The following is a 21,265-nucleotide window of genomic DNA, read 5'->3' as shown; positions in this document are numbered from 1 at the left end:
CTGGCAAAACTGAGAAAAGGAGATATCGATGAAGATTGCATTAGAAAAAGTAGAACCGGCACAAATCGAAAAGAGAAGTTTTGAAATCATAGGAGAAGAACTGGGCGGGCGTAGCTTTCCGAAACTGCACGAGCCGATCATTAAAAGATGTATCCACACAAGTGCAGATTTTGATTACGCAGACAACCTGGTCTTCTCAGAGCATGCGGTGGAAACAGCTCTCGCTGCGCTGAAGCGGGGAGAAGCGATCATCACTGACACAAACATGGGAAAAGCAGGGGTCAATAAAAAAATCTTGCAGAAACTAGGAGGGGAAATCTATTGCTTTATGGCAGAGGAAGACGTGGCGGCTACGGCCAAGGAGCGAAAAGAGACACGTGCGGTAGTCAGCATGGAGAAGGCGGCAGAATTAGGAGGACATCCGATCATTGCAGTAGGGAATGCTCCGACAGCGCTTGTGCGCCTCTATGAATTGATTCAGGAAAAGAAAATTTCTCCGTCATTGGTCATTGGAGTTCCGGTAGGCTTTGTCAATGTGGTGCAGTCCAAAGAGCTGATTATGGAAGCTGGAGTGCCATATATTGTGGCGAGAGGAAGAAAAGGGGGAAGCAATATTGCAGCTTGTATCTGCAATGCACTGTTGTATATGATTGAGAGAGATGGAAAATAAAGAGAAACATACGCCTTGTATAGACTGAAAAGCAGCCTTACAAGGCGTGTGTTGCATTTGAGATCACCAGGGAGTATACAGCTCTAAAATGGCCTATGCTTCTGCCAGTGCATCTTCGATATGCTGGAGAAATATTTTACGGATCGCTTCATATTCTCCAAGTCCCTTTAAGATGCATGTCACCGGATATCCAAGTGACTGAAATTGTGATTGCCAGGACTCTTCGTCTTCTCCAGCCATATCGTTTACAGCATGATCCCCTGCAACGATCATAAAAGGAGCAAGATAAATCTGCTCTGGGTGAGTTTGATCAACGAGGCGCAGCAGCGTATCCATATCGGGATAAGCTTCTACTGTTCCGACAAAGATATTTGGATATCCCATCTCTTTGAATTGATAATCCAAAGCAGCATAGATTGCATTGGAATAATGCGTAGTTCCATGTCCCATAAGTACGAGAGCATCTTTTGGGGAGAGAGACGAGAACGTCTCGGTCACTGCGGCGATCACGGCCCGATTATCTGCTTCGCTTGTCAGAAGTGGAGTCCCAAACCGGATGGAGCGAAAAGCGTCACGGAAAGAGAGGGCATGCTCTTTCATCAGATCATTCTCAATTCCGTTGATAACATGGGTTGGCTGGATAATGACATCTGTGATCCCATCTGCGCGCATCTGCTCCATCGCCTCGCTTACGGTGAAGATTTTCACATGGTCACGCTTCAGGATTTTTCTGATGATCATCCCACTTGTCCATGCACGGTAAATCGCAAAGTCCGGAAAAGCGGATGCGATTTCAGATTCAATCGCATCGATCGTAACTGCGCGGGTGTTTTCATGACTTGTGCCAAAGCTGACAACAAGGATTGCTTTTTTTTCGATAAAATTCATAATACAGTCCTCACTTTATATGGATGAAAATATGGTTTGCTTTCGGTGATTGTTTATTTACTGGATGCTTTTTTTGCATCATCGGGTAATGCTTCCAGTCGTTGTTCAAGTTCTGTTAAAGTTCTTGGGACAGGAAGTTCTTTTGATAAAATATGCTTCCTGCACAGTGTCTGAAAAAGCGGAAGGACCGATGGCGGTCTTAAGTTGGTCCGTGCCAGTGCTTCTGTGTCTGAAAAAACATCAAGCGGTGTCCCGCTTTTTAAAACACTGCCTTCGTGGATCAGAACCACTTCATCTGCCCAGGCAAATGCGTAGTCGGCATCATGAGTGGCAATTAAAATCGTCATATCATTGTCGCTAAGTTGATCGATCAATGCCCGCACAATATCGGTATGTTTCGGGTCAAGAGAAGCGGCAGGTTCATCGAGGATCAGAATTTCCGGCTGCATAACAAGAATATCTGCAATAGCAACCTGCTTTTTTTGTCCACCGCTCAGTGCATGGGTCGGTTTCTCCTGAAATGGTGTGATCTCCAATTTGGAAATGATATTGGAGACCGCCTGTCTGGCTGTATCTTTTGAAACCCCGAGATTTAAAATTCCAAAGGAAATCTCTTCATAGACACTGGCGGAAAAGAGTTGGTTATCCGGATCCTGAAAGACGATACCGATGTTACTCCTCAGTTCCAGAAGCTCTCTGCGGGAATAACCGATTTCTTTTCCGTGAAAAAACAGATTTCCGGAAGAAGGGCGGTGGATTCCGTTGCAGCAGAGGAAAAAGGTAGATTTGCCGGAACCGTTAGATCCCATCACTGCAATTTTCTTCCCTTTTTCAATTTTCAATGAAAAATCATTGAGAGAATGTGTCTGATCGTTGTCATAAGAGAAATATAAATGTTTTGCTTCTAAAATCGTTTCTGACATTATGGCAGTCCTTTCCATGAAAAGTAGAGTAACAATAGTTCGTAACCGATGCAAAGAAAGAGTTCCTTTCTCTTAACAGGATACTGTTGATGGAGAACACGAATTGTTCCATCATAGCAGCGTGATTCCATAGCATCATACAGCCTGCCCGATTTCTGAATGGCACGGATGAACAGAACGGATAAAAGTGCACCGAAAGAAGAAAAGGAAGTGCGAAAATTCCGGTTGCCAAGCCGTGCCTTCTGGGCTGTGGAAATAGAAGAGGCAAGCTCGGCGAGAACAAAGAGAAATCGATAGATCAAAAGCATCAGTTCGATGAACAGAGAAGGGCAGTACAGTCTTTCTAAAACGGCGATCAAATCAGTCATCGGTGTGGAAAGTGATAAAAAATAAAGGCAGGACACAGATCCGAATGCGGTGCAGAAAATCTGAACGGCAAAGAGAATCGTATCCTTTCCGGCTGTGATGTAAAAAGTTCCGAGGCAGATCGCATATCCTGACAATGGTGTCTTTGAAAAATTAATGACCACTGTCAAAGTACTCAAAAGAAGGAAGAAAAACGGAATACATAAAAGCCGTATGTAGCGGGCAGCAGGAATGCCACCCACACATACGGTCAAAAATCCGGTAGTTGCAAAGACGATCGCTGCGATCACAATGGAGCGGTTCCAGACACAGATGAACAGTGTCAGCACGGTGAAAGCAAATTTTATCTCTGCATTTTTCTCTCTTAGTTTTGAATGATAACAAAGTGTGTCGATTTCAAACATAGACAGTCCTTTCCGGGAAAATGATAATATAGGAAATAAAAAACGGTCGTCCGTCTTTATTTTGCAGGTTGAGATTCTGCTTTGGATTCGTGTTTTGCACGTTCTCTCAGAACACCGAGCAGATATCCAAAGACTCCTGCACCAAGCCCGGCCTGAAGACAGAACAGAAGACTTTCTGTCTCACCTCCCGGTGGCTCCAGAATCGGGGAAGCCCATGCTTCATAATCTGGGTTGATTTCTGTGATGGCAGTTTCTGCTTCGCCGTCTGCACCGCCAAATTCAGAACCTTTATTTTTGCTCATCGTAAGCGGGATTACGGCAATCAGTACGCAGAGCAGTAATAAAATAATGATAGATTTTGCTTTACTTGACATTTGCAGCACCTCCTTTGAAGTATCCAAGTGCAGATAATTCGGATTTTGCGTAAGATTCCAGACTCATGATAACGACAACCGTCAGAAGTCCTTCGATGATTGCAAGCGGCACCTGAGTCGCTGCAAAGATCCCCATGAACTTCACTAAAGAAGCGGAAAATCCACCGACTTCGGAAGGGTAGGCGAGAGCGAGCTGGAAGCTTGTAATACAATAAGTAAATAAATCGCCGAGAGAGGCCGCAAGAAAGATTGTGACCATTCGATTCAGTTTTAATTTCTGACAGAGCTTATAGATTCCAAATGTCAGAAGCGGACCGGCGATTGCCATGGAAAATGTATTTGCTCCAAGTGTCGTAAGACCTCCGTGAGCGAGAAGTACTGCCTGAAATAGGAGGACGATCAGTCCTAAAATTCCGGTGGCACATGGTCCGAACAAGATCGCACCAAGTCCTGTTCCTGTCATATGAGAGCTGCTTCCTGTGACAGATGGAATTTTCAGCGCAGATAAAACAAAGGCGTAAGCTCCTGCCATTGCTAAAAGGATCAGAGTCTTCCGGTGTTCCTGAATTGTTTTCTTCAGAGAGAAGAATCCTGCGATCAGAAATGGAATACAGAGAATGCCCCATGCGATGCAATAAGTAACTGGAAGATAGCCTTCCATAATGTGCATTGCATTTGCGGCGGGATAAATACCAAAACCGATGGCAAGTATGGTTGATAAAGTGACGAGTTTCTTTTGTGTTTTGTTCATTGATTATTCCTCCTGCATTTTGCTGCTTATTTTGTAAAGAAAATTTTTACAAAATAAAAACCTGTCATGCAAAAAAGCAGACAGGTATGCGCGATAAAGGGGCTGTCATAAAAGAAAGCTTTACAAAAGTAGCAACCGGTATCTGTCCAGATACAGGCTGTCACTTGATCAGATCTTCTATATTTATGACACCCTCTTTATACACCTAGTCATCGCTCGTAACTATGTGTGAATCTTATGCAACAGACAGGTCTTCTGACTCAGGTATCAACACCGTCAGCCGCCTTCCCAGTATCCCAGTGGCATATTGGCTGACGATTCCTCCAACACAGTGGCGGGACCGTATGAGAATCTCACTCATTTCCCTATTATCCCTTGCGGGCATCTGATTGCACTCAATTATATCAGAAGTGTATCGTGTTTTTTCTTCTCTGTCAATGGTGAATGTTGTAAGAAAACAAGTGTTTTTACCGTGCGGACAGTGAAATAAAAATGTTCGCGATATGCGGAAAAAAGTCTTGAAAAAAATGTCAAAATAGAGTATGATAAATACAAATGGTGATAATACTGAATCACAATTACACGGAGGGAAAAATAAGATGAACGATAATAAAATGTGGGCACTTGTAAAAGAAACAGCAGCTCCGGGACTTGCATTAAAAAGAGTACCGATTCCGGAAGTTGGTACAAACGATGTGAAGATCAAAATCCATAAGACAGCAATCTGTGGAACAGACGTACATATCTATCAGTGGAATGAATGGGCACAGCACACCATTGCCGTAGGACAGACAGCTGGACACGAATATGTTGGAGAGATCGTAGAGATGGGATCTGGCGTAGAAGGATTCAACATCGGAGATATTGTATCCGGAGAAGGACATATTGTATGCGGAAAATGCCGTAACTGTCTGGAAGGGCACAAAGAGAACTGTAAAGATGCAAAAGGTGTCGGCGTAAACCGCGATGGAGCATTTGCAGAATACCTTGTCATCCCTGCTGCCAACGTATGGCCGACAAATCCGGCAATCCCGGAAGAGATGTATGCAATCTTTGATCCATTTGGAAATGCGACACATACAGCACTTTCTTATGAAGTATTAGGAGAAGATGTGCTGATCACAGGAGCGGGACCGATCGGAATCATGGCAGCGGCAATCGCAAAATTTGCAGGAGCAAGACACGTTGTTATCACAGATTTTAACCAGTATCGTCTGGATCTTGCAAAGAAACTGGGTGCAACAAGAACGGTAAATCTTGCAAATGAGAAATTGGAAGAAGTCATGAAGGAAATCGGAATGACAGAGGGATTCGATGTTGGTATGGAAATGTCCGGAGCACAAGCTGGATTTAGAGACATGATCGACAACATGAAACACGGCGGTAAGATTGCAGTATTAGGACTTCAGAGACCAGATGCACAGATCAACTGGGAGACAGTTATCTGGAATGGACTGAATATCCGCGGAATTTACGGACGTAAAGTATGGGATACATGGTATAAGATGACTACAATGCTTCAGGCAGGATTGGACATCTCTGATATCATCACACATAGACTGAATATTAAAGATTACAAAGCAGGATTTGATGCAATGATCTCCGGACAGTCAGGAAAGGTTATCCTGAACTGGGAAGACTTAGATCAGTTAGAGGCACAACCACAGGAATTTTAAGATCGAAAACGACAAAAAAGTTGTCTGAAAGAAAGGAAGATTTCAACATGGCACGTAAAAATGATATTTTAAGTATCTACACAAAAGAAGTAGAAGACATTAAAGCAGCAGGATTATTTAAAGGAGAAGCTCCGATCGTTTCTCCACAGAGCGCAAAAGTAAAACTGGAGGACGGAAGAGAAGTTATCAACATGTGTGCAAATAACTATCTCGGACTTGGAGACAACCAGAGACTGATCGATGCAGCAAAGAGAACATACGATGAGAGAGGATACGGAGTTGCATCTGTACGTTTTATCTGTGGAACACAGGATATTCACAAACAACTGGAAGCAAAGATTTCAGGATTCCTCGGAACAGATGATACGATTCTTTACTCTTCTTGTTTTGATGCCAATGGTGGGTTATTTGAGACAATCTTAACAGCAGACGATGCCGTTATCAGTGATGAATTAAATCATGCTTCTATCATCGACGGAGTACGTCTCTGCAAAGCAAAACGTTTCCGTTACAAAAATAACAACATGGAAGATCTGGAAGCAAAATTGAAAGAAGCAGATGAAGCCGGAGCAAGAATTAAACTGATCGCAACAGACGGTGTATTCTCTATGGATGGAATTATCTGTAACTTAAAAGGTGTATGTGATCTTGCAGACAAATACAATGCACTTGTGATGGTAGATGACAGCCATGCAGTAGGATTTGTCGGAGCTCACGGACGTGGAACAGCAGAGCATTGTGGTGTAGAAGGACGTGTGGATATCATCACAGGTACTTTAGGAAAAGCACTTGGTGGAGCGTCAGGCGGATACACATCAGGAAGAAAAGAAATCATCGATCTGCTTCGTCAGAGAAGCCGTCCGTATTTATTCTCCAACTCTCTTGCTCCAGCAATTGCAGGTGCAAGTATTGAAATGTTCAATATGTTAGAGGAAAGTACAGAACTTCGTGACCACTTAGAAGAAACAACAGCATACTATCGTAAACAACTTGTAGACAACGGATTTGATATCATCATGGGAACACATCCATGTGTACCTGTAATGTTATATGATGAAGTGACAGCAGCAGAATTTGCAGAGCGTATGAGAGCAAAAGGGGTATATGTTGTTGCATTCTCTTATCCGGTAGTTCCGAAGGGAAAAGCAAGAATTCGTACACAGGTATGTGCAAGCCATACAAAAGAAGATATCGACTTCATTGTAAAATGCTTCATCGAAGTAAGAGAAGAAATGGGACTGAACAAATAAATATTGCTTACTCCATGATTAACTATTATAAAGAAAAGGCATCCACGATAAAAAAGTGGGTGCCTTTTTGAGGTGGGATCTTAGTCGTTGTTATCCTGTAACAAAAAGCCTTTTCGATATTCCGAAGGAGTTATGCCCCAATATTGTGTGTACAATTTTGTAAAATAGGGAGGGTTCTGAAATCCAACTGCATAACTGACATCGGTAATATTCAGAGGGCTTTTCCGTAATAAAATGTTGGCTTTTTCAAGTCGGTATTGCTGCAAATATTGACTTGGACTTTGTTTCGTATACTTTTGAAAAAGTTTGTACATATAAGTGCGGTCAATATTGGCAGCAGTAGCTATATCAGCAATAGAAATATTGTTGAAATAGTTTTTATGGATAAAATGGATTGCCTGATTAAAATATAATTCACTGGAGGTTAGCTCATCTTTTTCGTTATTATAGACATTGTGTTGAATATAATCTAATAATTGTATTGTTACACCGAGAGCCTTTAGTTTGTGTTGACTTTTTAGATCGTCGTAAACAGTTTCAAATAAATGTTCCAGCCGAGAATCCACTTTGTGGTGTAAAATGTAATGTTCAGAGGATAATCCACAGGTATGTAGGATTCGTTTTGCCAGTGTCCCTTTTATTCCAATCCAACGATAGGACCAGGGATTGGACGGCATGGGAAAATATTTATTTTTTGTATGAGGAGGAATCATAAATAAATCACCAGGGTGGATATGATTTTGTTTATCTCTAATCTGAAAATAGCCTTCGCCATCAATACAATAGTGAAGTACCCAGTAATCAATTGGGATAAATTCATATGGTTTTGTTGGACGACATTCTTCAAATCCACATTCATAAAGTTGTAACTCGTTGCCGATTGGCTCATCATCGATCAAAATACCAATTTCTTTTTCAAACAATTTAGCCATAAGCAAATGTACCTCCTAAATCTTTTGAAACAGTGCAAAATCTGCATTGTTTTTATATAAGTAAAACAAAAAAATATATATATTTTGTAAATATTATACACTTAAAAGGGTTAAATAGTCAAATTTATATTAAATATTTACTAAATAAGAGGGGGCTTTTAAAACAAAATTTTTAGATAGCTTTTCTATTAAAAAGTATAGTTGACGGGAATTGTAGTTTTAGGAATTTAAAGAATTTTGTTCAACATAGATGATAGTAAATTTATCTGAAAAATGAATCGACGTTACTTTATTTGTGATTTATGCACAAAGAAAGAATTAAAAATGTGATTTTGGCAATCTTTCTTCCTAAAGAAATGAGAAAAAGGGAAACTGGAAAGATACAAAAATTTATGTGAATTGGCAACATTACTATAAAAGCTGTCAACATTGTTTATAGAATTTTAAGTTTTTAAAATGATAAAATAAGTTCATAAAACAAATGCGCAGATGTTTAAAAAGGAACAAAGAAAAGGAGAAACTTTTATGGAAAAAACAAATTCAAGAGAAAGGCTGGGGTCGGCAGCGCTTATGATGATGACATTCTCAGCAGTGTTTGCCTTCCCTAGTATTATTAACAACAGCATTCAAATTGGTTTAGCAACGATACCGGCATACATTTTTGGATCTGTATTTTATTTTCTTCCATTTATTCTGATGATTGCAGAATTTGCATCTGCCAACTCAGAAAAAGAATCTGGTGTACATAGCTGGTTGGAATGTGTTCTTGGACCGAAATGGGCATTTTTAGGTGCTTGGGCATATTTCTTTGTAAACTTATTCTTTTTCTGTTCGCTGCTTCCACAGACGTTGATTTATGCATCTTATGCGGTTGTTGGAAGAAACGTATTCGGTGGAGAAAGTGGAACAAAAATTATTGCAGTGATTTCTATCGTATTATTCTGGGTTGCAACTTTTGTTTGTATCAAGGGTGTCGGTTGGATTTCAAAAGTAACAAGTTTTGCGGGAAGCGCACGTATGTTTATGGGACTTGCATTTGTTGTTCTTGCATTTGTTGTTGTATTTATTTTAGGGAAACAGCCTGCTCAGGAATTTAGTGCTCAGACAATTACACCAAAATTCAACTGGACATTCTTTATGACAATGGCATGGGTATTACAAGCCGTAGGTGGTGGAGAAAGTATCGGAGTTTATGTCAAAGACGTAAAAGGTGGAAATAAAACATTCGTTAGAGTAATGGTAATGTCCACAGTGGTAGTAGGTCTTATGTATGTGCTTGGTGCAGTAGCAGTTGGTCTTGTTGTTCCAGGTGACGTACTTGCAGGTAACTTCTCAAATGGTATTTTTGATGTATTCCAGATCATTGGATCACATTTTGGAATTCCAAAAGGTATTATGGTTCGGCTGGTCGGTATTATTCTTTTACTTGGAAGCCTTGGTGCTTTGGCATTGTGGACAGCTGCTCCGGTTAAAGTATTTTTCTCAGAAATTCCAGAGGGAGTTTTTGGAAAATGGCTTGTAAAAACAAATGATGAAGGAAACCCGACAAACGCTTTGATCGTACAGGGATTCGTAGTAACTGTTTTGCTTGTTATTCCTGCATTGGGAATTGGAAATATTGATAGTTTTCTTGAAATGTTGATCAATATGACAGCGGCAACATCTTTGCTCCCAGTGTTGTTCTTGCTTGCAGCTTATATTGGACTGCGTTGGAAAAAAGATGATATGCCAAGAGATTTCCGTTTCGGAAGCCGTAAATTTGGAATCGCAGCAGGTATCTTTTTATTGATTGTATTTGCATTTGTGTTCTTTATGTCAACAGTACCAGAGCCAGCTTTGATTATGCAGGCAATCAATGGAACATTGCCAGAAGGAACTGCAAATCCAATTGGAACATTGGCATACAATGTCTTAGGTGTAGTTATTTTCATGGGATTGGCATGGATATGCTGGAATCGTTATGAGAAGAAAAATAAAAATCAGAAATAATAGATAATGGATCTTTTCGGGGGAAGATCATCGGATTAAATTGGAAAATGTCTGAGTCAAAAAAGGAGGAGTTCAACATGAAAACATGGGAGAATCATCAGATTGATGGGATCAACAGAATGCCTGCAAGAGCACATTTCTTAACATTCCCAACAAGAGAGAAGGCATTGCTTGGCAGCAATGGATATACACATGCATTTAAAAATTTGAACGGAACCTGGAAATTTATGTTTTTAGATGCACCAGAGTACAGCCCAGAAGGATTTTCGGAAAGTGATTTTGATGTATCAGGTATGGATGATATTATTGTTCCAGGTAATTGGCAGTTACAAGGATATGGGAAAATGCATTATTCTGATTTGTGGTATAATTTTCCAATCAATCCACCATATGTACCGACAGAAAATCCAACGGGAATTTACAAACGTACCTTTTATGTGGAAGAAAGCTTCCGGGGAAAACAAATTATTCTTCGGTTTTGCGGAGTAGATTCTGCATATCATCTTTGGATTAATGGTCAGGAAGTGGGATATAGCAAAGCTGCAAGAAATGAGTCTGAATTTGATATTACGGAATTGGTGCGGATCGGAGAAGAGAATGATGTTACCGTTCGCGTGTATCAATGGTCAGATGGAACTTATCTGGAAGATCAGGATATGTGGTGGGAGAGCGGTATTTTCCGTGATGTAGAATTACTCGGAGTACCAAAAAACGGAATTAATGATTATAAAGTGGTTGCAGATTTAGATGATACATATCAAAATGGACTTTTTTCATTAAATGCTACACTTAGAACAGAAGAAAAGGTACAAGTTACTTTTGAACTTTTAGATGCATCTGGCATCTGTGTATGGCAGGATACAAAAGATTCTGAAGGAAATAGTGTTACCTGTGAAGGAATTATTGAAAATGTTCACACTTGGACAGCAGAAACGCCATATTTATATCAGTTATTGATGACAGTAAAACAAGGGGATAAAGTGATTGAGGTGATTCCTCAAAAAGTAGGATTCCGAAATATCCGCTTGAATGGGGATACTTTCCTTGTAAATGGTGTGGCAATCAAATTTAAAGGAATGAACCGCCATGATTACAATCCACGAAATGGGCGTGTTGTAGCCAGGGAAGAAATTGAAAAAGATATCATTTTAATGAAACAATTTAATGTAAATGCAATTCGTACATGTCACTATCCAGATTCATATTATTTATATGATCTCTGTGATGAATATGGTATGTATGTGATTGATGAAACAGATTTGGAATGTCATGGATTTGAATTGACTGGAAATTATGCATGGATTTCAGATGATCCAACTTGGGAACTTGCATATGTATCTCGTATGGTACGTATGATTGAGCGTGATAAAAATCATCCGTCTATTCTTATGTGGTCACTTGGAAATGAGTCCGCATCTGGCTGCAATTTCTTTAAAATGACGGAAGTGGCACATCAGATGGATTCTACCAGATTGGTTCACTATGAAGGTGACTTTGATATGGAATATGCAGATGTCTATTCTACTATGTATACATGGCTTGAAAATCCTGCAAAACCTTTCCTGATGAAAGATGTGATCGAAAACAGTAAACATCCTCACTTACTCTGCGAATATTGTCATGCAATGGGAAATGGACCGGGAAACTTAAAAGAGTATCAGGATCTGTTTTATGCACATGATAAACTGCAGGGAGGATTTATTTGGGAATGGTTCGATCATGGAATTGAAAGTTATACAGAAGATGAAGAAAAATATTACCGCTATGGAGGAGACTTTGGAGATGATCCAAGCAATAAAGATTTCTGTATTGATGGAATGTTGATGCCAGATCGTACACCTTCACCAGGATTATATGAATATAAAAAAGTAGTAGAGCCTATAACGACAACAGCAGTTGATCTTGAAAAAGGGATAATTCATCTTTTAAGCCGTTATGATTTTGCGGATTTAGACCAGTTCCGACTGGTATATCAGGTTATGGAAGATGATGTTATGATTCAGAGCGGAAGCCTGGATCTTCCGTCAATCCCGGCGAGAGGAGAAAAAGACATCACAGTTCCTTATACGTTAGTAGGTGTGCAGGCAAAACCTGGAGCAGAATATTATTTAAACATTTCTTACCAGTTAAAAAATGCAATGCCATATGCTCCGGCAGGGCATGAGCTTGCAACAGCACAATTCAAACTTCCGATTTATCAGGAAGGAATTGAAGTGATTCCGGAAGGAACACTGAAGGTAACAAAGAAGCATACAACACTTCGTGCAGAAGGCGCAAATTTCTATGTAGAGTTTGATTTAGTCCGCGGAAACATTACAAGTATTGTTCGTGATGGCATGCAGGTTATGAGCAAAGGACCAAGGCTGACGCTTTGGAGAGCTCCGATCAGCAATGATATGGAAATTATCGATCAGTTGAAAAAAGTATATTTCTTGCATCTTGAACATGAAGTGGTCATGGATATTCATTATGAAGAAGATGGACATTTCCTCAAGATGACTGTGAAAACAATCAATGGAACAACAAACAGTGCATGGCACTTTGATACAACATATGAATATGTTGTGTGTCCAACAGGAGATGTTTTGATTCGTGTATCAGGTGTTCCAGGAGGAAAAATGGAAGATACAGGAGCTTCGATCTCTGCAAATGGCTCTTCTGCAAATATGGCAATGGGCGGAAAGCTGGGATGCGCTCCGGATATGTTCCCGAGAATTGGTGTGACGATGCATTTGGATGAATCTATGGAACATGTTCGCTATTTTGGACGTGGACCAGGAGAAAATTATTCTGATTCCAAAGAAGCAGGTCTGATGGGTGTATATGAAAATACCGTAGATGGTTTATTTACAAATTATGTTGTTCCGCAGGCAAATGGAAATCATATGGATTGTAAATGGGTATCATTGACAAATGATCGTGGAATGGGTATGGTAGCTTCCACAGAGAATAGCTTTAATTTCAGCGCTTCTTTCTATGAAGAAAAAGACCTGGATGATGCAAAGCATACCTGTGATCTGAAAAAGAGAGATTATATCGTATTTAATGTGGATTATAAGCAAAATGCGCTGGGATCTTATTCCTGTGGACAGTGGCAGCTGGATAAATATCGTGCAAAAAATGAAGCATTTACTATTGATTTCCGGGTAACACCATTTAATAATAAAGAAACTGCTGACAAACAAATCGCACATGAAAGAATCCGTCTTTCTAAATAATTTCTGTAAGGGTAATTGCACTGGCAGGTGATTTGTCTGTCAGTGCGATACACCTGTTTTATATTCGGGTAAAAAAGGGTTATTGGATGTCAGAAAAATGTGGTAACATAAATGTAGAGAAACTGTAAAGGAAGAGAAAGGTGGCATACATCATGAATGAAAATTTTTTAGAACAGCTTTTGAGTCAGATTTCTGTATCCGGCTATGAGGAACCAGTGCAGGATGTAGTGGAGAATCATATGAAAGACTGTGCAGATGAAATCAGACGGGATGAGATGAGCAATCTGATCTGTGTAGTAAATCCGGAGGCAGAGAAGAGGATTATGCTTTCTGCACATGCAGATGAGATTGGACTTATGATTTCAAACATCACAGAGAATGGAAGATTACAGGTAATCGATCGCGGTGGAATCATTCTCGCAACATATCTTGGACAGCAGGTACAGATTCGAACAGCAAATGGAATCGTGTATGGTGTAGTGGAGGCATGCCGGGAACTGACTAAGAAGAGTGATCTTAAAACGTCTGATTTTCTGATTGATATCGGTGCAGTTGACAGAGAAGATGCACTTCGTTATGTAAGTCTTGGAGATCCGATTGTGTTGGATACACATATTCGCAGAATGGCAAATGGAAGAATGACAGCACGGGCGTTGGATGATAGAATTGGTGTTTTCATTATTATGGAAGCAGTTCGAAAGGCAAAAGAAAGAGGTTGTAAAGCAGGTATCTATGCGGCTTCTACTGTCGGAGAAGAGACGACAAAGAGTGGAGCTTATTGGACAAGTACAAGGATTCAGCCGGATTTGGCAGTAGTTGTTGATGTTACATATACAAGTGATTATGAAGGTGTAAATGCGGCAGATACAGGAACCGTGACACTTGGCAAAGGTCCGGTGCTGTGCAACAGCCCAATTGTTGTTAAGAAATTGAATGAACAGATGAAAGCCTGCGCGGAAAAAGCTGGAATTGAAGTGCAGATCGAGGCAGCAAGTCGTTTGAGTTATACGGATGGGGATAAGATTCATTTCTCAAATCAGGGTGTTCCGATGGTGCTGGTATCGATTCCGCTGCGGTATATGCATACGCCGGCGGAAGTTGCAGATCTGAAAGATGTACAGGGCTGCATTGATCTGATTGCAGAATTTTTATTGGCACAAAGTGCAGAGAAAAACTAATCTGAAAAAAGAGAAAGTAAGAAGAGAAAACAGAATAAGAGAGCTTTTGAAAAGAAAATGATATGCTCCCTTCCGGGCAGATAAGGAACAACCAAGCTTATCGCCGGGAAGGGAGCATGTTTTTATTACATGGAAAAGCTCGCTTACGAGATTCTTTGTTTATAGAAGAGTATATTATTTGTCTGCCATCTGAGATAAGTATTCCATCGCGCGCAGCAGTTCTTCTTTTTGTTCCGGAAGTCTTCCGCGCAGCGTGTAAGTGTTTAAAACAGTCGTATCTTCAAAGAGACAATCTTTTACTGTGAGATTTTCAAGAAGCAGATACTCTTCTCTGAGTATTTCTTCAGGTGTCATTGGATCAAAATGTCCTCGTTTACTCTCGCGGTACAGAGGAGTCCCCGGGAACAGGTGAAGCTTCAGACACCAGATATCTTTTGGATGGATCGTATTTAAAAATTTTGCGGTTTCAATTGCGTGAAGTCTTGAGAACGTGCGACCTCCAAGACCGAGAATGACGGTGACATAATATCCGATCCCGGCGCGATCCAGCATGTGAAAACCTTTGCGCATATCGGCAGAAGTTACACCTTTATTCATTACATCAAGAATTGGATCGCTGCCGGACTCTAGACCAAGATGCAGGTCAGAGAGTCCGGCTTTTTTGAGCAGTTCCAGTTCCTCAGGAGTCTTTCGAAGTACATCGTCAATGCGCGAATACATTGCAAATTCTTTTACTTGTGGCATGTAGGTCCGCACAAGGGAGAACAGGCGCAGCAGGCGCTCGCTCTCGATGACAAATGCATTTTCTCCAAGGAAAAAGACACGGGGATTCTCGGGTTGGAGTTTTGAAAGTATTTTTAGGTTTTCCTCGATTTTTTCATCGGAGTGAAGGGAGAATGTGTCTTTGGCAAAGTCGCAGAACCGGCATTTCCCCCAGCTGCATCCGAGCGCTACTTCCAGCGGGGCAGACTGTTCCTCCCAAGGAGGAAGATAAATGGTATCGTGTGTATAGATTGATGCGTATAATTCTTCACGTGTCATAGAAGAAACACCTTCTTTCCAGATTCTGGGAATGATTAGTATCCATAAGAGCCGTCTAAAGATTCATCGTGTGCAATCCATTCTTCCACGTCGATGACCCGGTAGTCATCTTTGGTGTCACGGATGTATACTTTGTCAATTCCGGCATTGATGATCATTTTTTTGCACATGGAACAACTGTTAGAATTTTCGACATAGTCGTTCGTCTTCATATCGATTCCGGTAAGATATAAAGAACTTCCAATCATTTTATCGCGGGAGGCGCTGATGATCGCGTTGGCTTCTGCGTGTACACTGCGGCATAATTCGTAGCGTTCTCCTCTTGGGATTTTTAATTTTTCACGGATACACATATTGATATCTGTACAATTTTTACGACCGCGAGGGGCACCGGCATATCCGGTGGAGATCACTTCATCGTTTTTTACGATGACTGCGCCATAGTGTTTTCGCAGACAGGTACAGCGCTGAGATACCATTTCTGCAAGGTCAAGGTAGTAGTTGATTTTATCACGTCTCATATTAGTTTTCCTCTCTTAAATGATAAAGTGTTCTATAAAAATCTGGGTAGGAGACATCCACACAAGAACTGTTTTGGATAGTGGTTGTTCCGTCTGCAACCAGTGCTGCAATCGAAAATGCCATGGCAATCCGATGATCGAAATAGCTGTTTATCACAGCACCGTGAAGGGGTGTCTTTCCACGGATGATCATACCATCGTCAGTTGGTGTGATATCTGCGCCCATTTTCTTTAAATTTTCTGTCACGGTGTCGATCCGGTTCGTTTCTTTGACTTTCAGTTCGGCAGCATCTCGGATGATAGTTGTCCCTTCCGCGCAGGCAGCAAGAACAGCGATCATCGGGATTTCATCAATGAGTGTCGGAATCTGGGAACCCTCAATGACGGTGCCGTGAAGTTCGCTTGTGCGGACAAGGAGATCAGCAGTAGGCTCTCCGCCGTCATTGGTCTTGGAAAGGTAGGTGATATCTGCTCCCATAGCCTCGCAGACAGATAAGATCCCGGCGCGTGTCGGATTGATTCCGACATTTTTTATAACAATCTCGGAGTGTGGGACAAGCAGTCCGGCAGCGATAAAGTACGCTGCGGAAGAAATGTCGCCAGGTACAAAAATTTTCTGACCAAAAAGTTCGTTGCATGGCCGGATCATAGAAACAGCTCCGGCATCTGTTTTTGTGCTTGTAAGCTCCGCACCGAATGCCCGCAGCAGACGTTCGGTATGGTCACGAGACAGTTCCGGCTCTGTTACGGATGTCTCACTGTCTGCATATAGACCGGCAAGAAGTATGGCAGATTTTACCTGCGCGGAGGCAATGTTGGAAGAGTAAGAGATTCCATGCAAGTCAGCAGGGCGGATCCGAAGAGGGGCACACCCATTGCCGGAAAGACTTGTGATGTCTGCTCCCATCATGGAGAGTGGGGTGATGATCCGACCCATCGGTCTTGTGTTGAGAGAAGCATCTCCGGAAAGTGTCGTCTCAAAAGGCTGTCCGGCTAGGATACCGGAAATCAGTCTTGTCGTTGTACCGCTATTCTTTGTATCCAGGACAGAAGATGGACGGCGAAGTCCACGGAGTCCTTTTCCGTGGACAAGCACGGTATCTTGATTATTTTCTATAGAAATTCCCATTTGTGCAAAGCAATCGATGGTGGCAAGGCAATCTGCCCCTTGAAGAAATCCGTGGATTTCTGTCAGACCATTTGCAAGTGCTCCAAACATCACCGCACGGTGAGAGATAGATTTATCTCCCGGAATAGTAACGGTTCCTCGTAGTTTTGTTGTAGGTTTAAGTTTCATTGTAAATCCTTTCTGAAAGAAAATGTTTCAAAAATTTTAGGTATGAATCTGAGTGAAAAAGGAGAAGTGCGTTTCTCCATACGAAGTATTATCTTTCGTATACAATATAGCGATACTTCTGAAGAAGTTTCACTGCTTTCTGTGAGGAGAGCTCTTCGTAAAATTCAATGCGAAGCACACCTTCTTCAAACTCTCGGTTGTGAATGATTCCGATGTTTTTTATACTGATATGGTTGGAGGCGAGGATGGTTGCAATGGTTGCAATTCCGCCCGCTTCGTCAATAATATCACAGTAAATAACGAATTCCTTTTTGATACAGCCAAAGGAACTGTCCGGAATAGAATTCCTGTAGTTGTTTGCGCGGTCAAAGAAGTCATAAAGCTGCTCGGTATTACAGGTTTCTACAGACTTCTTTGTCTCGATCAGGAGGTGAATATAAGCATCCAGAATCTCAGAAATCTGTTTGTGATTCTTTAGACAAATATGCTGCCACATAGTAGGAGAAGATGAGGCAATTCGCGTAATATCCTTAAATCCTCCGGCGGCAAGCAGTTTCATATATTCATTTGCCGTATCCGTCTGTTCTACAAAATTTACTAGACCAGAAGCAATGATATGGGGCAGATGGCTGATCGTTCCGGTGACAAAATCATGCTCCTTAGCATTCATAATAATCGGGATTGCTTTCAAGGAGGCAATGAAATCTTTGTAAGCAGTTACTTTCTCCGGCGAGACTTTTTCTGACGGAGTCAGGACAAAATATGCATTTTCAATTAGAATTGCTTTTGCATTTGCAAATCCGCTCTTTTCAGAACCGGCCATCGGATGTCCGCCGATAAAATATTCTTCCAGCCCGAGCTTTTTGACTGCTTCGTGGATAGAATTCTTTACGCTGCCGACATCTGTCAGAATACAGCCTTCGTGCAGATAGGTTTTCAGTTGCGCCAAATAGGCATTGTTATAGGCGACAGGAGCACATAGAAACAGATATGTGCAGTTGCAAAAACTGTCGTTGATCGAAGAACATGCAGTGTCGATGATGCCTTCCTGGGCAGCGAGTGCCAGTGTTTCTTTTTGCTTATCAAATGCGACCAGTTCAAAGTCCGGATAGTATTGCCGGATTGCCTTTGCGATCGATCCTCCAATCAGTCCAAGTCCGATAAAACCAATTTTTTCTTTCATATTTTGTATGTCCTTCCAGTATGTATCAATCAGAAAATTTTATATGAATTATTGTAAGCTATTTTTTTATATTTGTCAAAGCTATGATGCTTTAAAGTGAAAAAGAATATATTGTATAAAATTTGTATAAATTACATAAAAGAGTTGTAATTTATATATTTTTTTAGTACAATATACACATGACAAAAACGTGCTAGAAGGAGGCAGCAATATGAAGGTTTACAGAACGGATGAAATTAGAAATGTCGTGTTACTTGGACATGGCGGCAGTGGAAAAACAAGCTTAGTGGAAGCGATGGCTTTCGTATCAGGGGTGACCAACCGTATGGGAAAGATTTCTGATCACAATACGCTCAGCGATTTTGATAAAGAAGAGCAGAAGAGAGAATTTTCCATCCATACAACGTTATATCCGATTGAATGGGAAAAGGCAAAGATCAATGTGCTTGATACTCCGGGATATTTCGACTTTGTCGGGGAAGTAGAAGAGGCGGTCAGTGCAGCGGATGCGGCTGTCATTGTTGTATCAGGAAAAGCAGGTGTGGAAGTCGGAACAGAGAAGGCATGGGAGCTCTGTGATAAGTATAATCTGCCTCGTATGGTCTATGTGACGGAGATGGATATGGATGATGCGAGTTTCCGTAATGTTGTGGAAGAATTGACAGCGAGATATGGAAAGGTTATTGCACCGCATTTCCAGCCGATCAGAGAGAACGAACAGCTGGTAGGATATGTCAATGTCATCAAGAATGCAGCAAGAAGATATACGGGCATTGGACAGCGAGAAGAATGTGAGATTCCAGATTATTGTCTGCCAAACCTTAAAATATACAGAGACACATTGTTAGAGACGGTTGCCGAGACAAGTGAAGACTTGATGGAGCGTTACTTTGCAGGAGAAGAATTTTCCGTAGAAGAAATTCGTTCTGCGCTTAGAGTAAATGTGATGGATGGAAGTATTGTTCCGGTTGGAATGGGATCCAATACGATGGCACAGGGAGTTGCCAATCTTCTGTCAGATATCGTAAGATTTTTCCCAAGCCCGGATAAGAGAGAGTGTGTTGGATTTAACCGTACGACAAAGGCGATTTATGAAGCAAATTATGACTTTGCAAAGGCAAAGACAGCCTATGTCTTCAAGACCATGGTGGATCCTTTTATCGGAAAATATTCGTTTGTCAAAGTATGCTCTGGTGTTTTAAAAGGAGAGGACGTTCTGTATAATACGAGTACAGATGCAGAAGAAAAACCAGGAAAATTATATACGATGCAGGGAAATAAGCCGGTAGAAGTACAGGAGCTGCATGCGGGAGATATCGGTGCCATCGCAAAATTAAGTGCGACTAGAACCGGAGACACGCTTGCTACTAAGAATACGCAGGTTGTATATCCAAAGACAGATCATTCTGTTCCGTATACATATATGAAATATGTTGTAAAATCGAAAGGAGACGAGGATAAAGTATCTCAGGCGCTGGCAAAGATCATGGCAGAAGATGTGACTGTCAAGGTAGTTAATGACAGTGAAAATCATCAGACACTTCTCTATGGTATGGGTGAGCAGCATTTGGAAGTCATCGTCAGCGAACTGGCAAACCGCTATAAAGTAGAGGTTACGCTGGAGACACCGAAAGTTGCATTCCGTGAGACGATCCGTAAGACTTCCGATATCGATACAAAATATAAGAAACAGTCCGGTGGACATGGTCAGTATGGACATGTCAAGATGAAATTTGAACCATCAGGCGACCTGGAGACACCATATATTTTTGAGGAGACAGTCGTAGGGGGAGCAGTTCCGAAGAATTATTTCCCGGCAGTCGAAAAAGGTCTTCAGGAATCTGTAGGCAAGGGACCTCTTGCAGGATATCCGGTAGTCGGTGTGAAAGCAACGCTGTATGATGGATCTTATCATCCGGTTGACTCCTCTGAGATGGCATTCAAGACTGCGACCATGCAGGCATTTAAGAAAGGAATCATGGAGGCTTCTCCGGTTCTCTTAGAGCCTATTGCAACATTGAAAGTGACTGTGCCGGATGAGTACACCGGGGACGTCATGGGAGATTTGAACAAACGTCGCGGACGTGTACTCGGAATGACACCAGTGCAGGGTGGAAAACAGATCATCGAGGCGGATATTCCGATGACGGGAGTGTTCGGATATTGCACAGTGCTTCGTTCTATGACCGGAGGACGCGGAACTTATGAGTATGAATTTGCAAGATATGAGCAGGCGCCTTCTGATGTACAAGAGAAAGAAATCGCAAAGCGTGCAGCGGAAGAGTAGATTGTATATAAAATAGGAAAGCAGTGATAAAAATAGAAATCTATCACGGAACTGGCAGAGAGTCTGAGACGGTGGAAGCGGTCCTGGATTCTCTGTCTTTTTGTATCTGAAAATCAGAGAATAGTCTCTTGAAAAATATAGTATATCTTCTTAGGTTTTGGATGCTGTGAAGCGATGGCTGAGAGGGATATTAAAAGAAAATAAAAATATGTAAAAATACATGGCGGGTTACGATTGCAACTTGAACTAATAAAAGTTCAGGTTGCTTTTTTTATGCAGTTTGCACAAAAAGGAGGAAAAGGTTATGAGTATGATAT

Annotated in this window: 17 protein-coding genes and 1 riboswitch; of the genes, 7 read left to right on the top strand and 10 right to left on the bottom strand. The window is 41.3% G+C overall.

The window, feature by feature from the left end; genetic code table 11:
• The first annotated feature begins 28 nt into the window (after positions 1-28).
• Complete coding sequence (locus tag EDD74_RS05135; protein WP_116441364.1) at positions 29-670, top strand: precorrin-8X methylmutase; 642 nt, start codon at positions 29-31, stop codon at positions 668-670.
• 93 nt (positions 671-763) lie between these two features.
• Here EDD74_RS05135 and EDD74_RS05130 read toward each other — a convergent pair whose 3' ends face one another.
• From EDD74_RS05130 to EDD74_RS05110, 5 genes are read right to left on the bottom strand one after another with little or no spacing between them, the layout of a single operon-like run.
• Positions 764-1,558 carry a sirohydrochlorin cobaltochelatase gene (locus EDD74_RS05130; RefSeq protein ID WP_116441365.1) on the bottom strand — a complete coding sequence of 265 codons (795 nt, stop codon included), beginning with the start codon at positions 1,556-1,558 and terminating at the stop codon, positions 764-766.
• Between the two features lie 53 nt (positions 1,559-1,611).
• Positions 1,612-2,481 carry an energy-coupling factor ABC transporter ATP-binding protein gene (locus EDD74_RS05125; protein ID WP_116441366.1) on the bottom strand — a complete coding sequence of 290 codons (870 nt, stop codon included), beginning with the start codon at positions 2,479-2,481 and terminating at the stop codon, positions 1,612-1,614.
• Positions 2,481-3,251 carry a cobalt ECF transporter T component CbiQ gene (gene cbiQ / locus EDD74_RS05120; protein WP_116441367.1) on the bottom strand — a complete coding sequence of 257 codons (771 nt, stop codon included), beginning with the start codon at positions 3,249-3,251 and terminating at the stop codon, positions 2,481-2,483. Before cbiQ ends, EDD74_RS05125 begins: the two co-directional genes overlap by 1 nt.
• A 56-nt stretch (positions 3,252-3,307) precedes the next feature.
• Positions 3,308-3,625 carry an energy-coupling factor ABC transporter substrate-binding protein gene (locus tag EDD74_RS05115; RefSeq protein WP_008975082.1) on the bottom strand — a complete coding sequence of 106 codons (318 nt, stop codon included), beginning with the start codon at positions 3,623-3,625 and terminating at the stop codon, positions 3,308-3,310.
• Complete coding sequence (locus tag EDD74_RS05110; protein ID WP_008975083.1) at positions 3,615-4,376, bottom strand: energy-coupling factor ABC transporter permease; 762 nt, start codon at positions 4,374-4,376, stop codon at positions 3,615-3,617. Before EDD74_RS05110 ends, EDD74_RS05115 begins: the two co-directional genes overlap by 11 nt.
• Before the next feature lie 228 nt (positions 4,377-4,604).
• Positions 4,605-4,781, bottom strand: a riboswitch (cobalamin riboswitch).
• A gap of 194 nt (positions 4,782-4,975) precedes the next feature.
• Here EDD74_RS05110 and tdh point away from each other — a divergent pair.
• A complete protein-coding gene (gene tdh / locus EDD74_RS05105; protein ID WP_116441368.1) occupies positions 4,976-6,052 on the top strand; it encodes an L-threonine 3-dehydrogenase in 1,077 nt (358 codons plus the stop codon).
• Between the two features lie 47 nt (positions 6,053-6,099).
• Complete coding sequence (locus EDD74_RS05100; RefSeq protein ID WP_008975085.1) at positions 6,100-7,302, top strand: glycine C-acetyltransferase; 1,203 nt, start codon at positions 6,100-6,102, stop codon at positions 7,300-7,302.
• Between the two features lie 80 nt (positions 7,303-7,382).
• Here EDD74_RS05100 and EDD74_RS05095 read toward each other — a convergent pair whose 3' ends face one another.
• Complete coding sequence (locus EDD74_RS05095) at positions 7,383-8,234, bottom strand: AraC family transcriptional regulator (RefSeq protein ID WP_116441369.1); 852 nt, start codon at positions 8,232-8,234, stop codon at positions 7,383-7,385.
• Positions 8,235-8,759: 525 nt separating this feature from the next.
• Here EDD74_RS05095 and EDD74_RS05090 point away from each other — a divergent pair.
• The 3 genes from EDD74_RS05090 (at position 8,760) to EDD74_RS05080 (ending at position 14,619) form a co-directional block, all read left to right on the top strand.
• Complete coding sequence (locus EDD74_RS05090) at positions 8,760-10,223, top strand: amino acid permease (protein ID WP_116441370.1); 1,464 nt, start codon at positions 8,760-8,762, stop codon at positions 10,221-10,223.
• 77 nt (positions 10,224-10,300) lie between these two features.
• Positions 10,301-13,441 carry a beta-galactosidase subunit alpha gene (ebgA, locus tag EDD74_RS05085; RefSeq protein ID WP_116441371.1) on the top strand — a complete coding sequence of 1,047 codons (3,141 nt, stop codon included), beginning with the start codon at positions 10,301-10,303 and terminating at the stop codon, positions 13,439-13,441.
• Between the two features lie 152 nt (positions 13,442-13,593).
• Entirely contained in the window at positions 13,594-14,619 is a 1,026-nt protein-coding gene (locus tag EDD74_RS05080) for a M20/M25/M40 family metallo-hydrolase (protein ID WP_116441372.1), read from the top strand.
• Between the two features lie 174 nt (positions 14,620-14,793).
• Here EDD74_RS05080 and EDD74_RS05075 read toward each other — a convergent pair whose 3' ends face one another.
• The 4 genes from EDD74_RS05075 to EDD74_RS05060 form a co-directional block, all read right to left on the bottom strand.
• The gene (locus EDD74_RS05075; protein ID WP_016440757.1) at positions 14,794-15,660 is read right to left on the bottom strand and encodes a B12-binding domain-containing radical SAM protein; all 867 of its coding nucleotides are present in this window, start codon (positions 15,658-15,660) and stop codon (positions 14,794-14,796) included.
• 35 nt (positions 15,661-15,695) lie between these two features.
• Positions 15,696-16,181: a deoxycytidylate deaminase gene (locus EDD74_RS05070; protein ID WP_008975097.1), complete on the bottom strand. Its 486-nt coding sequence runs from the start codon at positions 16,179-16,181 to the stop codon at positions 15,696-15,698.
• Position 16,182: 1 nt separating this feature from the next.
• Positions 16,183-17,478 carry a 3-phosphoshikimate 1-carboxyvinyltransferase gene (gene aroA / locus EDD74_RS05065; RefSeq protein ID WP_116441373.1) on the bottom strand — a complete coding sequence of 432 codons (1,296 nt, stop codon included), beginning with the start codon at positions 17,476-17,478 and terminating at the stop codon, positions 16,183-16,185.
• Positions 17,479-17,566: 88 nt separating this feature from the next.
• Entirely contained in the window at positions 17,567-18,661 is a 1,095-nt protein-coding gene (locus EDD74_RS05060) for a prephenate dehydrogenase (protein WP_016440755.1), read from the bottom strand.
• 211 nt (positions 18,662-18,872) lie between these two features.
• Here EDD74_RS05060 and EDD74_RS05055 point away from each other — a divergent pair, with 211 nt between their 5' ends.
• Positions 18,873-20,948 (top strand): elongation factor G, encoded by a 2,076-nt coding sequence (locus EDD74_RS05055; RefSeq protein WP_008975100.1) that lies wholly within the window; start codon positions 18,873-18,875, stop codon positions 20,946-20,948.
• Positions 20,949-21,265: the final 317 nt, after the last annotated feature.

The sequence above is a fragment of the Faecalimonas umbilicata genome (genome assembly GCF_004346095.1).
Lineage (GTDB): Bacteria > Bacillota > Clostridia > Lachnospirales > Lachnospiraceae > Faecalimonas > Faecalimonas umbilicata.
The sequence above is the reverse complement of the archived record's forward strand: the minus strand, read 5'-3'. Positions and strand labels throughout refer to the sequence as shown.

What these genes read in the sequence shown, in the direction of transcription:
- EDD74_RS05135 (WP_116441364.1), top strand. Translation starts at nt 29, where the DNA reads ATGAAGATTGCATTAGAAAAAGTAGAACCGGCACAAATCGAAAAGAGA.
- EDD74_RS05130 (WP_116441365.1), bottom strand. Translation starts at nt 1,558, where the DNA reads ATGAATTTTATCGAAAAAAAAGCAATCCTTGTTGTCAGCTTTGGCACA.
- EDD74_RS05125 (WP_116441366.1), bottom strand. Translation starts at nt 2,481, where the DNA reads ATGTCAGAAACGATTTTAGAAGCAAAACATTTATATTTCTCTTATGAC.
- cbiQ (WP_116441367.1), bottom strand. Translation starts at nt 3,251, where the DNA reads ATGTTTGAAATCGACACACTTTGTTATCATTCAAAACTAAGAGAGAAA.
- EDD74_RS05115 (WP_008975082.1), bottom strand. Translation starts at nt 3,625, where the DNA reads ATGTCAAGTAAAGCAAAATCTATCATTATTTTATTACTGCTCTGCGTA.
- EDD74_RS05110 (WP_008975083.1), bottom strand. Translation starts at nt 4,376, where the DNA reads ATGAACAAAACACAAAAGAAACTCGTCACTTTATCAACCATACTTGCC.
- tdh (WP_116441368.1), top strand. Translation starts at nt 4,976, where the DNA reads ATGAACGATAATAAAATGTGGGCACTTGTAAAAGAAACAGCAGCTCCG.
- EDD74_RS05100 (WP_008975085.1), top strand. Translation starts at nt 6,100, where the DNA reads ATGGCACGTAAAAATGATATTTTAAGTATCTACACAAAAGAAGTAGAA.
- EDD74_RS05095 (WP_116441369.1), bottom strand. Translation starts at nt 8,234, where the DNA reads ATGGCTAAATTGTTTGAAAAAGAAATTGGTATTTTGATCGATGATGAG.
- EDD74_RS05090 (WP_116441370.1), top strand. Translation starts at nt 8,760, where the DNA reads ATGGAAAAAACAAATTCAAGAGAAAGGCTGGGGTCGGCAGCGCTTATG.
- ebgA (WP_116441371.1), top strand. Translation starts at nt 10,301, where the DNA reads ATGAAAACATGGGAGAATCATCAGATTGATGGGATCAACAGAATGCCT.
- EDD74_RS05080 (WP_116441372.1), top strand. Translation starts at nt 13,594, where the DNA reads ATGAATGAAAATTTTTTAGAACAGCTTTTGAGTCAGATTTCTGTATCC.
- EDD74_RS05075 (WP_016440757.1), bottom strand. Translation starts at nt 15,660, where the DNA reads ATGACACGTGAAGAATTATACGCATCAATCTATACACACGATACCATT.
- EDD74_RS05070 (WP_008975097.1), bottom strand. Translation starts at nt 16,181, where the DNA reads ATGAGACGTGATAAAATCAACTACTACCTTGACCTTGCAGAAATGGTA.
- aroA (WP_116441373.1), bottom strand. Translation starts at nt 17,478, where the DNA reads ATGAAACTTAAACCTACAACAAAACTACGAGGAACCGTTACTATTCCG.
- EDD74_RS05060 (WP_016440755.1), bottom strand. Translation starts at nt 18,661, where the DNA reads ATGAAAGAAAAAATTGGTTTTATCGGACTTGGACTGATTGGAGGATCG.
- EDD74_RS05055 (WP_008975100.1), top strand. Translation starts at nt 18,873, where the DNA reads ATGAAGGTTTACAGAACGGATGAAATTAGAAATGTCGTGTTACTTGGA.